The organism is Paenibacillus sp. FSL H7-0918 (assembly GCF_038007025.1).
Lineage (GTDB): Bacteria > Bacillota > Bacilli > Paenibacillales > Paenibacillaceae > Paenibacillus_AQ > Paenibacillus_AQ odorifer.
This window is the reverse complement of sequence record NZ_JBBOWJ010000004.1, coordinates 415540-430597: the sequence shown is the minus strand read 5'-3', so window position 1 is coordinate 430597 and position 15058 is coordinate 415540. Positions and strand designations below refer to the sequence as shown.

The following is a 15058-nucleotide window of genomic DNA, read 5'->3' as shown; positions in this document are numbered from 1 at the left end:
AATCAAAAGGAGATGGAAACGATGAGAGTAATCATAACTCTGGCATGTACGGAGACAGGAGATCGCAACTATACCACTACCAAGAATAAACGAAATCATCCAGGGCGTATGGAAATGAAAAAATATTGTCCACGCCTTAAGAGAGTAACCTTACATCGCGAAACCCGTTAAGGGCGGATGTTTTTAATCTTGATTTTATAAACGATAGGAGTGATATAGTTGAAAAAGCTCCCTGTTACCGTGCTCAGTGGATATTTGGGCTCTGGGAAAACAACATTGTTGAATCATATTCTGCACAACCGTGACGGTCTTAAAGTAGCTGTTATTGTAAATGACATGAGTGAAGTGAATGTGGATGCGAATCTGGTGAAGTCCGGAAATACGCTTTCCAGGACTGAAGAGAAATTGGTTGAGATGTCCAATGGTTGCATCTGTTGTACACTTCGTGATGATTTGATTGTCGAAGTACAAAAACTGGCTGCGGAAGGGCGATTTGATTACATCCTGATTGAATCCTCAGGCATTAGCGAACCTGTACCAGTAGCACAGACCTTTACCTATGCCAATCCCGAGTTGGATATTGATCTGACTTCGCTTGCTCAATTAGACACGATGGTGACTGTTGTGGATGCTGGGCGTTTCTGGCATGACTTCTCCTCAGGTGATAGTCTGATGGACCGCAACCAAACGGCTGGAGAAGGGGATTTCCGCGATATTGTGGATCTGCTTATTGATCAGATCGAAACTTGTGATGTCTTGCTGCTTAATAAGTGCGATCTGTTGAAAGAAGATGAACTCAATAAGCTTGAAGCTGTGCTGCGTAAGCTTCAGCCGTCTGCTAAGCTGATCCGTACAATTAACGGCGTAGTAGATCCAAAGGAAATTCTAAATACCGGATTGTTTGATTTTGAGAAAACAAGCTTATCCTCTGGTTGGATCGCCGAGCTGAATAAAGAGACCCATACCCCTGAGACGGAGGAATACGGGATTTCTTCTTTCGTCTATCGCCGGAGAACACCGTTCCACCCGCAAAGATTAAGTTTTTTCTTTAGCAACTGGCCGGAAGAGGTCGTTCGGGCAAAAGGGGTGGCATGGGTAGCGGCAAAAGGTGATCTTGCAGCTACTGTAAGTCAGGCAGGACCTTCCATTCAGTTCGGACCTGCTGGTTACTGGTTGGCTACAATGCCTAAGGATCAGCAGCTGGAGGTGCTGGAAAGCGAACCTGAGCTGCGGGCAAAATGGGACGAGCAGTGGGGCGATAGAATAAATGAAATCGTATTTATCGGTGTAAATATAGATCAGGCACAACTCGAAGCCAGATTGGACAGATGTCTGCTGACAGCGGAGGAGCTGAAGCAGGATTGGACAAAGTTCAACAATCCACTTCCGTGGCCTGTTGAAGAACTCCTTGCGGCTGCTGAGGAATAGATACTTAGTAAATTAACGGTGGAAATCCGGAATCCAGAAGGTGGGATTCCGGATTTTTGTTGTATTCGAAAAAGGACTAATAGTTATTATTACGATTAATTTTCAGTTTTGGGTTTACAAATCGTAATGATTACGATATTATCAAATTTGTTAAATCGTAAAACTTACGATTTAATCTGGGTTGGACATAATATCAGTCAGAAGGGAGGCGAGGCATGATGATCCTATCATCCATGCGGAATGTAGTGTTCGGGTATGGGGATGAACCTGTTCTTGATGATATCTCATTAGATATTCATACCGGACAGTTTATTGGTATAACGGGACCCAATGGTGCTGCTAAAACCACCCTGCTGAAGCTAATGCTCGGCCTGCTTCGTCCATGGAGTGGAACGGTTCAGTTGAATAAAGAGTTATCAGATAACGGAAAGATGGTTATCGGCTACGTTCCACAGCAGGTAGCTTCTTTTAACGCAGGGTTCCCAAGTAAGGTGATCGAACTGGTTCGCTCGGGTTGTTATCCAAGGCTTGGATTATTTAGACGTTTTACACCTGAGCAGGACGAGATCGTCGAGCGAAGTTTAAAGCAGGTGGAGATGTGGCATTTGCGAGACCGGAAGATAGGAGAACTGTCAGGCGGCCAGAAGCAGCGGATTTGCATCGCTCGAGCATTGGCACAACAGCCGCAGATATTGGTTCTTGACGAACCAACTACGGGAATGGATCTGGACAGTCGTATTGGGTTCTATAAGCTGATGCGCCATGATGTCAGTGAACACGGCCGGACCGTAATCATGGTGACGCATGGCCTGGAAGAGACCAGCTCCTATCTGGATACGTTGATCAGCCTGGAACGAAAGGAGAATGAGGGTTGGCAATGTTTAGTTACGAATTCATGCAACGTGCATTTTGGGCCGGTGGATTAATTGGCATTATCGGTCCGCTACTCGGGGTATATCTCATGCTTCGCCGTCAGGTCCTAATGGCGGATACCCTCTCTCATGTTTCGCTTGCAGGAGTAGCACTAGGCTCAATACTACAGCTTAATCCGGCACTAAGTGGCTTCATGGTAGCGATTCTCGGTGGTATTGTCATCGAACAGCTTCGACGTTCTTATCGTACATATAGCGAGCTTCCGGTAGCGATTATTATGACCTCTGGATTAGCATTGGCAGTTGTACTTATGAGCTTAAAGCAGAATTTAAGTAAAAGCTTCAGTTCCTATCTGTTTGGTTCCATCGTTGCGGTCAGCGACACTCAACTAAAGATTATCGCTGTGGTTGCTGTAATCGGTCTGATCTATTTTATTGTGTTACGCAGATCCTTATATAATCTGACCTTTGATGAAGAGACCGCTAGTATCAGTGGAGTTCATGTGGGCTGGTTATCATTTTCGTTTGCTGTACTAACTGGAATGACAGTCGCTGCTGCGATGCCAGTTGTTGGAGTGCTGTTAGTCTCAGCGCTTATTGTTTTGCCAGCTTCGATTGCTTTGCGTATAGCGTCTGGTTTTACGACAGCTATATTGATCTCAATCGGCGTAGGATTACTCGGCGTTTTTAGTGGCCTAAGTGCCTCGTATTACATCAATACACCGCCTGGTGGGACGATTGCTCTTATACTGCTATCGTTCTTATTAATCGCAATTTTGGTACAGAAGCTGATCCGACTAAGAAATCGTCGGCGAATTCATAAAACTATTTCCAGTAAAGGAGTTACACCTCTCAATGAAATTTAGAATCCATCATTTAGCCATTTTGTCCCTGTCCGCGTTACTTATTGCCGCCGGTTGCGGTAATAATGCTGTTAATTCTTCTACTACTACGAATGCTTCTGGAGCCGCAGAAGCTACAGCCCTTCCGGAGTCATCTAAATTAAATATTAAAGTCAGTTTCTATCCTATTTACGAGTTTACCAAAAATGTGGCAGGAGATCTGGCGGACGTGGAAGCACTCATACCAGCAGGAATCGAACCCCATGATTGGGAACCGACAGCAAAAGATATGGCAGAAATCTCAGATGCGGATATGCTGATCTATAATGGCGCAGGAATGGAAGGCTGGGTAGATCAGGTGCTGGAAAGTGTATCTGGCACTCCGTTAATTACTGTAGAAGCGAGCAAGGGTCTGGACATCATGGAAGGCACGGAAGAGGAAGAAGCTGACCACCACCATGAAGAAGCTGACCACCACCATGAAGAAGGAGAGCATGCTCATGAAGAAGAGGAGCATGCTCATGAAGAAGGAGAACATGCTCATGAAGAGCATTCGCATGATCACGGTGGATTAGATCCGCATGTGTGGCTCAATCCTACATTAGCCATTCAAGAAGTGCGTAACATTGAAGCAGCTTTAGCTGCTGCCGCACCTGAACATGCCGAGGATTTTAAGACAAATGCAGATGCTTATGTAGCTAAGCTGGAGCAACTGGATCAAGAATTTAAGGACGGTCTTAAGGATACTAAACGCAAGGATTTTATTACTCAGCATGCGGCTTTCGGATACCTTGCCAAGCAGTATGGATTAACTCAGGTCCCGATTGCCGGACTATCTCCGGAGCAGGAGCCTTCTGCCGCAAATATGAGTAAGATTGTGGAGTTTGCGAAAGAGCATAAAGTGAAGACGATTTTCTTCGAGACACTTGTATCCTCCAGTGTGGCAGACACAATAGCAAAAGAGATTGGTGCCAAAGCAGCCGTTCTAAACCCAATTGAAGGATTAACAGAGGAAGATCGCAGTCAAAACCTGGATTATTTAGGAATCATGCGTCAGAACCTGGAAGCCTTGAAGAGTGCATTGAACGAGTAGATTTAAAGGATGGAAGGAGAACGAACATGGCCAAGAAATCTAAAGTTGTGAAAGAATTGAAGAGACAAGCACTAGTCGCCAAATACGCTGTTAAAAGAAAAGAACTAAAGGAACAGGGGGACTATATGGCTTTGCAAAAGCTGCCACGTGATTCCTCCGCAACTCGTCAAAAAAATAGATGCCAAGTGTCTGGCAGACCTCGAGGCTATTTGCGGAAATTTAATGTTTCCCGAATTGTATTCCGCGAATTGGCGCATAAAGGTCAGATTCCGGGCATTACCAAGTCGAGTTGGTAAATGAGAACGGCTAATCCTCCGTAGTTTAGAGGATTGGCCGTTTTTGCTGTTCATCCATCATGGGCTTTAGAAAATTCGGCTATGCTTAGAATAGGAAAATGATTTATCATAGAAGGAATATATTTCTATTTAAGATGGAGGTGATGCAAATGAGCTATACCGATACTTTTATTCGTGTAGCAGAGGACTGTCCTGAGGAAATAGGAGTTCCTCCGATGTCTTGCCGAACGCTCCCGCCTGCACATGTGATTCAATATGAACTGTTAATCAATGAGCCCTACAAATACAATCATGAAGAACTTCTGTACGAGGTTCATGTGCGCCATAAACAAATTCCACAGGAAGAACGTTTGGCCCGTAAGGAAGAAATATGGAACGAACTATTTTCCAAAAATCATCCTTGTCTAAGGGCTTCACTGTTGCCGAAGCGTTTTGGTTGGGGTGTTCATTATAACGGTGAGGGGAAAATAGCTCTCTATGGCAAAGAGTCTCCCGAATATGACTATTTCACCTCCCAAGGGGAGGGAGCTGTGAAATTACTGCCTGCGATGCGTAACAAACGTGCTTCAAAAGGAGCGGATTAAGGTGTATAAATTCATAGAAGAAATCACACTTAATACTTGGCCGGCGGAGCAAAGCGTTCTCCTGCAGGGCTGGATTCTACGTTCGGCAGCTGGTTATACAAAAAGGGCCAATTCGGTCAATCCATTATACGGGGCTGACAGCTCTCAGGTTGAACTCACAGAGCAAATCAAGCTTGCGGAGCGTTATTATGAGCATGCTGGACTACAGTCCGTGTTCAAAATAACCCCCTACATCCAGCCGCCAAAGCTTGATGAGATTCTTGCAGAGCGTGGCTATACAATTGCCGAGCCTTCATCTGTAAGGCTTCTTGATCTGGGGGACTTAGCGAGCCCCGATCTGCGTTATACGGTTCAGATACAGGAGAGCTTGACTGAAGAGTGGCTGCACACCTTCAGTGAGCTTACCGGCTTGTCTGATAAGAACCGGGAAACCTTAACTAGAATGTTGTCTGCATCACATTTGCAGCAGGGTTATGTCCTGTTGTTTAATCATGGTGTTCCTGTCACCTGCGGTCTTGGTGTGATTCAGAACGGGTACTTGGGTCTGTATGATATTGTCACTTCCCCTGCTCATCGTAGAAAGGGAATGGCGGAACAACTGCTGCTAGCGTTGCTTAATTGGGGTAGAGCAAAGGGAGCAACGACTTCCTTTCTGCAAGTTGTGCAAGCGAATACGGGGGCTTCAGCCTTGTATGACAAGCTGGGTTTTAAGGAGATCTATCAGTATTGGTATAGAGTGAAAAACTAGCTGAGGAGGGGATGCGGTGAGAAAATTAGGATTGAATCTCCTGATCATTATTGTGTACTGTTTTCCATTTGTATATTTCGCGATGGATAAAGATTTCAATAATGGTTCAATGATTGGTTATTTAATGATGATCGTCATAACATCACTAATAGCTTTTTTGGGAAAATGGTCTAATAATATAATTGCTATAGTCATTGGGAATATCGCTTCTGCATTTGTCTCTTATTATTTTATTAGCAACTTGTCAGGGGAAGGCGGTTGGGACGGGACGTTTTTCAAACCACTTGGACCTACAGGATCGTTTATATTTTTTAGTATGCTAAACCTGATCCCTCAGTTCCTTGCGATGAAATTAGCGAATAAATTTAAAAAGAAGGTCTAATCTATGTCCGAATACTGGAGTCGAAGATTTGCTCAGGAAGGAATGATCTGGGGGAGTGAACCTAGTCCTACAGCTCAGGCAGCAAGGGATATATTCCGGCAACATAACGTGAAATCAGTTTTAGTCCCGGGTGCGGGATACGGAAGAAATACGAAGGTGTTCTCAGATGAGTTTAAGACCTTAGGCATTGAGTTGAGCGAGGACGCGTTAAAGATGGCGGCAGAATGGGATCCCAAGAGCCATTTTATCTCGGGTTCCGTATTAGATCCTATTTCTGAAGTACAGGTTGATGCTGTCTACTGCTATGACGTATTGCATTTATTTCTCGAAGAGGATCGCCGCAGGCTCGTAGCTAATTGTCTGGAACAGCTGCGGCCGGATGGCTTGCTCTATTTTACCAGTTTTTCCGATGAGGATGCGAACAACGGCTGTGGAACACTTTTGGAACCGGGAACCTACGAATACAAAGAGGGAAAATACGCCCATTTTTTTAGTGAAGAAGATTTAAGACAACATTTTGCAGGTACGAAAATAATTACGACCGGCTCATGTGTGGAGACTTTATGTGGGCCGCTTGGAAAAAAACATCAATACATACTGAGATATATCGTCGCACGTAAATCTGCACTAAGCAAGTAATTTAGGGAGGAACTCCCTATAATTTCGTTGAATATCCGTAGAATCGGCTATATCAAATGAATTATAGGGACTTTTTCCCTAGACCTCTGTGCGCTGACCAGGAGTACCTTTTTTACACAAATTTACCTTGACCCGGTAGCGCCATTTCTTTGAAATTTTTGCACAAATGAGCAAGCTGAGTAGACAGCTCCTCACCTTCCATGGGTACTCCATGTCCCGAAAGAACAAGATGTGGATTCAGCAAGGCAAGGGTACGGACCGATTTCTCAGCAGCTTCCCAGTCTGTCGTGAAATAAGAGGGTGGGCCATGCACCACCTGATGCTGCGTAGCCACTGCAAATACGGATTCCTGTTTGACCGTAAGGAACGTATCACCAGCGATCAGAACTCTATCCTCAGGCCTGAACAGGGAGATATGTCCGGGACTATGTCCAGGGGTATGGATCCATTCCCAGCCCTTCGCACCAGGAACAGTCCTGTCTTCCGGCAAGGGATGAACGGCTGAACCAAGGTCAATGCCATGATGTGAAAATAAAGGGGAAATCATGCTCATAAGCCCGCCGCCTACGGCCGGATCGGCTGGAGGGTAGTCTTCTTTACCTGTCAGAAAAGGTAGTTCTAGCGGATGAGCATATACAGGCACATTCCATTCCTCAACAAGCCTTTTTACACCCCCAATATGGTCAAAATGCCCATGCGTCAGGATAATTGCCACCGGAGGTTTATCATAATGCTCCGTAGCAAAATCAATAATATTGCCTGTATATGAGCTAAGACCAGTATCTACAAGAACCCAATCCGAAGAGGGCTGGCCAATTAATGCGACATTTACAAACATAGTGCGAAGTCCAATGACACCAGGGGCCACTTTCCAAGTATCGGTATAGCCCTTTGACAGAATTCCGTTAAGTTTCATCTTGCGCCTCCTGACCCGTTCTTTAGTACTACACAATATATTTACACACAGTAGTATGACCTCTTTTTAAGAAAAAAAGGTATGGCAAATAACCCTTCTCATGATTTCTTGAAGAAGGGCTGTGTTAGACGTGTTTTGTGAGAGGATTGTATTAGAGCGTTCCGCAGTCTGCAAATAGAATATGGCGTGGAATCCGAAAGAAAGCCTCGGCTTTTTCCTGCAGAGCAGGGGTCGGCAGATGGCTGTTGTGGAGCCATTTTCGAAATGTTCCAGGATGGACGCCTATCCAGATACTTACATCCGTTACTGAGAAATCGTAAACCATACAAAGTCCGGTCAGGATAACATTGCTGCGCGGTGAACTGGTAATACTTCTTTTCATAAAACGTGAAGGTGTAGGCTGACATACAATGGGGCTTTGACGAATCAATGCTTCATTGAACAGAATGTGGGGTGGGTACCCCAATAGGCGGCAGGTCTTGTCAATGTTATTGTTGGAAGGGATACGACCTTCGTATACCCAAGCGCTTACACTGCGTGAGGATATACCAAGCTCTTCTGCGAGTCGTGACAGCTTAATATCCTTAGCCATCAATACAGCAAGCAGCACACGGTTTCTAATCTGGCTGCGCTTTGGACGGCGAAATCTTTTGACTCGAACGCCTTGTCCAAGGTATTTGCGATTGATCAGAGACCACGCCTGGATATTATGAGTTTCTTGTTGGTTATTAGGCATAATTCCTCCGATTTTTTAAAAATATACTACAACACTTTCTGGTATATCGGCAATGGTTAATGCTGCTATTTCTGACAACACCGTTTAAGTTTCTTTCAGAACAGCTACGCTTATGATATATTTTTAATATCTAATTACAATATTACATTAGGGAGCGATATAGAATGATCAAACATATTGTGTTTTTCAAATTAAAAGATCGGTCCGAAGAAAGCGTAGCGGCAACGGTAGCAGTACTGCGTAATATGGAAGGCAAGATCCCGCAGCTTCTCTCCATCGAGGTGGGTGCTGACATCATTCATTCCGATCGTTCCTTTGATATTGCTCTAGTCACAGAAGTGGCTTCTCTAGAGGATTTACAGGCGTATCAGGTTCATCCGGCGCATAAAGAAGTTATTGCTCACATTAATGAAGTCAAAGAGCTCTCGATTGCTGTAGATTACGAAATTTAAGCTGCTGCTTGAATATAGTATCATCATTTTATACCGGAAGCGGTGACAGGAATGCGTGAGCTTGAGTATCCAATGGAAGCGTTAACTTATTTAGTCGTTTTTCTCGGAGCATGTTTCGTAATGTTCTTCTGGCTGAAACGTCGTGGCAAACGCGGTAAGTAGAGATTAGGACGGTTCTCTAACAATTATAGACATGGGGGTATTACTGTGTATTATGTCAACCGCAATCAAATCGAAACCATTCTTGCTCAAATCCCTGATATTACCGCTGGTCTTCGGACTGTAGCAGCTTCCTGGGATGGTACAACATTAACTGGACTAATACAGGAACGCTGCCTCCATCTGGCAATAGAGGTTGTAACAGACGTTGGTAGCTGTCTCATTGACGGGTTTATTATGCGTGATGCTGGAAGTTATGAGGATATAATTTCTATTATTCATGAAGAGAAAGTGCTAGGTCAAAGTGTGATTTATGAGAGATTGATAGAATTAGTTGCTCTGCGTAAGCCACTCGTTCAGGATTATTATGCCTGGGAGAGAGGTGATCTGCATCCACTTACCCCCATTCTTTCGGAAGTACTTGAGCAGTTTGCCGTTGAGGTACGGAAATATTTGGACCAGGAGCTTGGAGCCAGTGTACCGCTATAATAGCATAGGATAGAATCACATAGAATAGGCGATAGCCGTGAAAGAGAGGGGTTCCTTTATGATGAAGATGGGGCAGGAAAACGGATCGACAAGACAAATGATTATGACGCTCCTGAAGACGAAAGGAACACTGACCATCGGCGCGCTGGCAGAAGAATTGGGAATTACAGAGATGGGTGTCCGTCGTCATGTGCTTCAGCTGGAGCAAGAAGGGCTTGCAAAGACAAAAGTGGTCCGGCAAGCGATGGGGCGGCCCTTACATATGTACTCATTAACGGAGAGAGCCGAAGAATATTTTCCAAAAAGTTATCACAACTTGGCTTTGGAGCTTCTGCGTGAATTGGATTACGGCAGTGGACTGGATGCTGTTAATACATTATTTGAAGGACGCCGCCGCCGGATGCTCGCTCAGTATGCTCCGATGATGGAACGGCGGAATTTGGAAGAACGCGTCGCCGAATTATCTTCCATCCAAAATGCCGGTGGATATATGGCAGAATGGAACCGCGAAGAGGATGGCTCATATGTCATAAAGGAGTACAATTGCCCGATTCGCCAAGTGGCTACCCAGTATCGTAAGGCTTGCCAATGTGAGCATAGTCTTTTCGAAGAATTGCTGGATGCTAAGGTCACACGTAATGAATGTATGGCAGAGGGCGGCCATTGCTGCCGCTACGCTATCGTACCCAAAAATGTTACAGACAAAACTTCTGAAAAGTTATAATAATTAGTCACAAGACAATCCCCTGCTGCTTATGATATAGCAGATATAGGCATTAGCCCGGTAGAGCGGGGAGCAATGAATTTAAAGGAGAGATGAAACGATGAAAAAGGACACCAAAGGCTTATTATGGGGCGCTTTAGTCGGCAGTGTGGTTGGATCGGTGACAGCATTGCTGTTCGCACCTAAACCAGGTAAAGAGCTGCGCAAGGATATTGCGGAAGGAACTGCCGCTGGTATTGAGAAGGTTCAAGAAATTGCCGTTCAAGCCGGAGACAAGAGCATTGAGATTTATGACAAAGCAAAAGATTCGATTGGGCATGTAGTGCATGAAGTTCGGGAATGGAGCAAATCATGTGCGAATGCTGTTGATGAAGAAGAAAAAATCACAGTAACTGTAAGCGGTATTGCTACAGAAGATGCTGTAGAAGCAGTTGACGCTGTAGAAGCTGTTGACGCTGTAGAAGCTGTTGAAGAGGCTGCTGCCACTTTGGAAGTGGTAACTCAGTTGGTTGAGGCCACTATAAGTGAAGATGTAAGCGAAGAAGTTAGCCTGGAAGAAGTCGTTCAAGATGACAAGGTTGATAAAGAAATTCTATAATGGGACCGTGGTTTAAATCCTCTGTTTCAGTGGTAAAAGAGTACTCATTCTCTTATAATAGAGCCGCTTCTTCGCATTGGGCGGAGGGTGGCTTTTTTAATTAGTTTGCCCCCGCTTGTTAAATGATGGAAGAAGACTAGTCTTGAACTAAGAGGGCAAAAGGAGTAATATCTGCAATTGGGGCTGAAAGCCAGGTACATTTTGTTTTCACCTTACATAAGCTACACAAAACAAGTAGAAGGAAGCGGTGTGTTCGTGCAGCAAGCTATAGCAATATTAGACTCAGGTGTGGGAGGGTTAACAGTTGTCAAAGAAGTGATGAGGCAACTCCCGCGGGAGAAGATCATTTATTTCGGAGATACTGCCCGAGCTCCGTACGGACCCCGTTCGACCGAGGAAGTACAACTGTTTACTGAACAAATTGTAGATTATTTGATCCAGTTTAATCCTAAAATGATCGTTATCGCTTGTAATACCGCAACAGCTGCGGCACTCGATTATATCTCAGCCAAGGTCTCCATCCCTGTAATTGGGGTGATTCATCCCGGAGCCCGCGCAGCAATTAGCGCAACCAAAAGCGGACATGTCGGCGTGATCGGTACGGTAGGAACCATCAACAGCGGAGCTTATACTAACGCATTAAAGCAGTTGTCCCCTTTTGTTGAGGTTGTAAGTCAAGCCTGTCCAGCGCTTGTCCCACTTGTCGAGCAAGGCAAGTTCCGCTCAGAGAAAAGTTACGATATCGTAGAAGAGGCACTCGAAGGCATTAAAGACACTAACATCGATACTTTAATTTTAGGATGCACTCATTATCCATTTCTTGTAGAACCCATTGGTGAGACTATGGGATCAGGAGTCAAGCTGATCAGTTCTGCAGATGAGACCGCTCGTGAGATCAGCACAATTTTATATGACAAAGGCAAGCTGTCCATCGGCGATGAAAGTCCAATTCATCAGTTCTTCTGCAGCGGTGATGCTGAGATGTTTCAAAGCATCGCGCGAGACTGGCTTGGAGAACAAATTAGACGTACTCCAGTAGTGTGGCAAGTATCCACGTTATAAGCAGGAGCAATGTTGAATTGAATAGGGACAAACTCCATGGGAGTGTAAAAAGAAAAACAGACTGGGAAAGCACATTTCCCAGTCTGTTTTTTTGAAATATAAGCATTTATACGCTGCGGATCTGTAATATCCTTATTTTCATGAGAAATGGTTGCCATCTATAGGGCGATGACGTTGTTTTTTCTTGTGATTCATTTCTCCTTCATGCCGGGTAGTGGCGCTTGCATACAATAGAGTTAAGTGCTGTATGCCGCTGTTTTTGTATTGCTGTATCAGCAATTTAAGGCCGAGAGGATGAGACCTAATGCGACAATATATTGCAAACAGGGGAGATACCGTAAGCCGAATTGCCGCTCTACATGGATTAACTCCTGAGCATGTTATTCAAGGTAATCCATGGGTTGGGAGGCAGTCTTATTTATACCCAGGCCAGGTTTTATTTCTGCCATCTTCGCCGCGTAAAAGGTATGCTGTGCAGGAAGGGGACACTCCAGAACGGATAACCTCATTATTTAATGTGAATTTAGAGGATTTGGAGAAGCTTAATCCTGGTGTGACCTCAGGGCGCTGCTGTACACCTGGAAAAATACTTGTCATTCCACCCCCGATTCCAGACCGCGTGGTGTTTCTGCGCGGGGAGTACGGTCCGGCTGATGTTGAGAGTGACATTGACAGCTTGCTTGTCCAATACCCGTTTATACAAGCAGCCACAATAGGCACGAGCGTACTCGGCAAGCCACTCCATGTACTCAAGATCGGGAACGGCACTCGTCATCTGCATGTTAACGCCGCTTTGCATGCCAATGAATGGCTGACTTCGCCATGCTTGATGTCCTTCATAGAGGAGTATGCAGCAGCTTATGCTGAAGGCTTGGAATGGAATGGACATAACCCTGAGGTTTGGTTCCAAAACTGGACATTATGGGTCGTGCCTATGGCTAATCCAGATGGTGTGGAGCTGGTTCAGGAAGGGGTTTTGCCTGACCATCCGTTTTATGATGACCTCATGAGATGGAATGGTGGACGAAGCAGCTTCCGGCATTGGAAAGCTAACATCCGCGGTGTGGATCTTGGGGATCAATTTCCCGCTCATTGGGAAGAGGAGCGGGAACGTCGGGGAGTAAGGCAGCCCTCACCGCGGGATTACAGCGGCCCTGAGCCGCTGAGTGAGCCTGAAGCAGCTGCTCTGGCAGCCCTGGCTGAGGAAGCGCATGGCGAAGCTGCAGTGTCTCTGCATAGCCAAGGAGGAGAGATTTATTGGAACTACCGGGGGTATGAGCCTCCCGAGAGCCGTGAATTAGCCGCGCAGCTGGCAGTTGCGAGCAGTTACCGGGCAGTGGAGCTGACGGGAAGTGATGCCGGATATAAGGATTGGTTTATTCAGACCTTCCGCAAACCTGGATTTACTGTGGAGCTTGGGATTGGCAAAAATCCGCTGCCACTAGCAGATTTTGAAGATATGGCCCTGGAAACAGGACTTATATTAGCAACGCTCCTTTCCAATGTGAAATAATTATGAAACATTTGCAGTAAACTTGCGTAAAATAAACCATAGGGTATGGCCGCTGTCGTCACTACACGTTATCCGCGGCTGTATCCTTTTTACTTGGGAGGAGGGTCACCATGAAACTGAAAAAAATACTGTCACTAAAACAATGGTCCCATATCTTCAGTAGCTCCTGGCAATACATCCGCTCCCCTAAAGTAGCAATGGGGGACAAGCTGTTATTTACAATTCCAGTACTGCTCTATTGGGTCTTGCCGGACTTCATGCCATTTATTCCGATCGATGATATTGGAGTGACCATGCTGCTAATGGGCTGGTTCGTGTCACGAATGGGCCGGAAATATCCTACCCTTCAGCAGGGTGAAGGATAACACCGCACATTTTCGACAAGAACTTCAGAGCTAATTAGCCAATATAGTTGCTTTTAGATGTCATTTACCTTTAAAATAAGTAATTGAGTATTTAATTTTCGGACTAGGAGATGGAATATAGATGAAGGTCAAAATTACCCGTAATGCGGCTAAAGTGATAAAGAAACAAATGGAGCTGGAAGGAAACAGTGAGTTGAAGCTGCGCGTAGCAATTACACATGCACACGGTGATCATGCTCACTACGGACTGGACTTGGACACGCCTAAAGAGAACGATGTTGTAGTATCGACAGATAAGGAAATCGATGTTATTCTTGATCCGAGCCAACCACTCCTTGATGGCGTGGTCGTTGATTATTTGTATCTTCCACAAGAAGGTTTTGTCATTACGAATCCCTCTAAAGGTAATCACGGCGATCACTAAACATTCGCCTGTAAATTTCGAACACAAAGAAGGGTTGCTCCATGGCTAACGAAATACAAGTGTGCGATGAATGTAATTTCATGAAGTTGAAAAGTATTATCCCTAAGCTGCAAAAAATGGCACCTGATGCCGAGATCAAGGTCGGCTGCAAGTCGTACTGCGGTCCATGTGGCAAACGGGCTTTTGTTTATGTGAATGGTCGTTATGTGAGTGCTCCAACGGAGGATGAAGTGTTGAAGAAAGCGGAAGCTTTTATCAAACAGCCCTCCGTTCAGAAATAATACTGAGTTCTTATCAACTAAGATAATAGGGTCGATCCCTCTTCATTCTCAGAATAAGTAAAAGTAAACAGAGCAGCGATTCTCCTGTTATTTGGAGGATCGCTGCTCTGTGTTTTCTGGCCATTGACGGCTTACTTCAATCGTGCCCATCATCCCATCATTTCTCCGTCTCATCATCTCATCGTCCCACCATCTCACCGTCTCATCGAGCACACCATCCCATCATCCACCATCCTATCATTCCACCATCCCATCATCTCCTCATCACACAGGCGTTACGGACTCAGATGACGTTATTTGCTTGTTTTTAGCCTTTAAAGCAAGATTTTGGACCCCAGTGACGCTATTCCCTAAAAAGAGGCTCATATCGGCGTTTTCTAGGCTAATAGCTGCTCTGGAGTCCGTTAGCATTCCAAATCTCGGATAATGCTGCGTTTAGGGTCAGTTGTGTCCGT

21 protein-coding genes are annotated in these 15058 nt (G+C 45.1%); 19 read left to right on the top strand and 2 right to left on the bottom strand.

The window, feature by feature from the left end; all coding sequences use genetic code 11:
* Window positions 1–21: 21 nt before the first annotated feature.
* The 10 genes from rpmG (at window position 22) to MHI15_RS26905 (ending at window position 6884) form a co-directional block, all read left to right on the top strand.
* The gene (rpmG, locus tag MHI15_RS26950) at window positions 22–171 is read left to right on the top strand and encodes a 50S ribosomal protein L33 (RefSeq protein WP_076098468.1); all 150 of its coding nucleotides are present in this window, start codon (window positions 22–24) and stop codon (window positions 169–171) included.
* Between the two features lie 48 nt (window positions 172–219).
* Window positions 220–1428 carry a GTP-binding protein gene (locus MHI15_RS26945; RefSeq protein ID WP_076125069.1) on the top strand — a complete coding sequence of 403 codons (1209 nt, stop codon included), beginning with the start codon at window positions 220–222 and terminating at the stop codon, window positions 1426–1428.
* A 218-nt stretch (window positions 1429–1646) separates the two neighbouring features.
* Entirely contained in the window at window positions 1647–2354 is a 708-nt protein-coding gene (locus tag MHI15_RS26940) for a metal ABC transporter ATP-binding protein (RefSeq protein ID WP_076125071.1), read from the top strand.
* Window positions 2300–3166 (top strand): metal ABC transporter permease, encoded by an 867-nt coding sequence (locus tag MHI15_RS26935; protein WP_076125073.1) that lies wholly within the window; start codon window positions 2300–2302, stop codon window positions 3164–3166. The genes MHI15_RS26940 and MHI15_RS26935 overlap by 55 nt, the downstream gene beginning before the upstream one ends.
* Entirely contained in the window at window positions 3156–4235 is a 1080-nt protein-coding gene (locus MHI15_RS26930) for a metal ABC transporter substrate-binding protein (protein ID WP_339190446.1), read from the top strand. Before MHI15_RS26935 ends, MHI15_RS26930 begins: the two co-directional genes overlap by 11 nt.
* 26 nt (window positions 4236–4261) lie before the next feature.
* Window positions 4262–4531: a 30S ribosomal protein S14 gene (gene rpsN / locus MHI15_RS26925; protein ID WP_038569786.1), complete on the top strand. Its 270-nt coding sequence runs from the start codon at window positions 4262–4264 to the stop codon at window positions 4529–4531.
* A gap of 149 nt (window positions 4532–4680) precedes the next feature.
* On the top strand, window positions 4681–5115 hold the full coding sequence (locus MHI15_RS26920; protein ID WP_081383129.1) for a DUF6157 family protein: 435 nt from the start codon (window positions 4681–4683) through the stop codon (window positions 5113–5115).
* A gap of 1 nt (window position 5116) precedes the next feature.
* Window positions 5117–5863, top strand: coding sequence for a GNAT family N-acetyltransferase (locus tag MHI15_RS26915; RefSeq protein WP_076309940.1), 747 nt, complete (start codon window positions 5117–5119; stop codon window positions 5861–5863).
* 16 nt (window positions 5864–5879) lie between these two features.
* Window positions 5880–6245, top strand: coding sequence for a hypothetical protein (locus tag MHI15_RS26910; RefSeq protein ID WP_341165104.1), 366 nt, complete (start codon window positions 5880–5882; stop codon window positions 6243–6245).
* Window positions 6246–6248: 3 nt separating this feature from the next.
* A complete protein-coding gene (locus MHI15_RS26905) occupies window positions 6249–6884 on the top strand; it encodes a class I SAM-dependent methyltransferase (RefSeq protein WP_076125081.1) in 636 nt (211 codons plus the stop codon).
* A 112-nt stretch (window positions 6885–6996) separates the two neighbouring features.
* Here the strand turns inward: MHI15_RS26905 and MHI15_RS26900 are convergent, their stop codons facing one another.
* Complete coding sequence (locus MHI15_RS26900) at window positions 6997–7800, bottom strand: MBL fold metallo-hydrolase (protein ID WP_076125083.1); 804 nt, start codon at window positions 7798–7800, stop codon at window positions 6997–6999.
* Between the two features lie 151 nt (window positions 7801–7951).
* On the bottom strand, window positions 7952–8536 hold the full coding sequence (locus MHI15_RS26895) for a helix-turn-helix domain-containing protein (RefSeq protein ID WP_036679391.1): 585 nt from the start codon (window positions 8534–8536) through the stop codon (window positions 7952–7954).
* A gap of 164 nt (window positions 8537–8700) precedes the next feature.
* Between MHI15_RS26895 and MHI15_RS26890 the strand changes: the two genes are divergently transcribed.
* The 9 genes from MHI15_RS26890 to MHI15_RS26850 all read left to right on the top strand — a co-directional run bounded on the left by MHI15_RS26890 (window position 8701) and on the right by MHI15_RS26850 (window position 14603).
* Window positions 8701–8988, top strand: a complete 288-nt coding sequence (locus MHI15_RS26890; protein ID WP_036689213.1) for a Dabb family protein — start codon at window positions 8701–8703, stop codon at window positions 8986–8988.
* 207 nt (window positions 8989–9195) lie between these two features.
* Window positions 9196–9636, top strand: a complete 441-nt coding sequence (locus tag MHI15_RS26885) for a DUF86 domain-containing protein (RefSeq protein ID WP_076125085.1) — start codon at window positions 9196–9198, stop codon at window positions 9634–9636.
* Between the two features lie 58 nt (window positions 9637–9694).
* Window positions 9695–10360: a helix-turn-helix transcriptional regulator gene (locus MHI15_RS26880; protein WP_076184345.1), complete on the top strand. Its 666-nt coding sequence runs from the start codon at window positions 9695–9697 to the stop codon at window positions 10358–10360.
* A 100-nt stretch (window positions 10361–10460) separates the two neighbouring features.
* Complete coding sequence (locus MHI15_RS26875; protein ID WP_341165103.1) at window positions 10461–10958, top strand: YtxH domain-containing protein; 498 nt, start codon at window positions 10461–10463, stop codon at window positions 10956–10958.
* 255 nt (window positions 10959–11213) lie between these two features.
* Entirely contained in the window at window positions 11214–12020 is an 807-nt protein-coding gene (racE, locus tag MHI15_RS26870; protein ID WP_036689641.1) for a glutamate racemase, read from the top strand.
* A 304-nt stretch (window positions 12021–12324) separates the two neighbouring features.
* Window positions 12325–13533 (top strand): M14 family metallopeptidase, encoded by a 1209-nt coding sequence (locus MHI15_RS26865; RefSeq protein WP_341165102.1) that lies wholly within the window; start codon window positions 12325–12327, stop codon window positions 13531–13533.
* 110 nt (window positions 13534–13643) lie between these two features.
* A complete protein-coding gene (locus MHI15_RS26860; protein ID WP_076125091.1) occupies window positions 13644–13898 on the top strand; it encodes a hypothetical protein in 255 nt (84 codons plus the stop codon).
* Between the two features lie 121 nt (window positions 13899–14019).
* Window positions 14020–14322, top strand: a complete 303-nt coding sequence (locus MHI15_RS26855) for a HesB/IscA family protein (protein WP_036689223.1) — start codon at window positions 14020–14022, stop codon at window positions 14320–14322.
* Between the two features lie 41 nt (window positions 14323–14363).
* Window positions 14364–14603 (top strand): DUF1450 domain-containing protein, encoded by a 240-nt coding sequence (locus tag MHI15_RS26850; protein ID WP_036689224.1) that lies wholly within the window; start codon window positions 14364–14366, stop codon window positions 14601–14603.
* Window positions 14604–15058 lie beyond the last annotated feature (455 nt).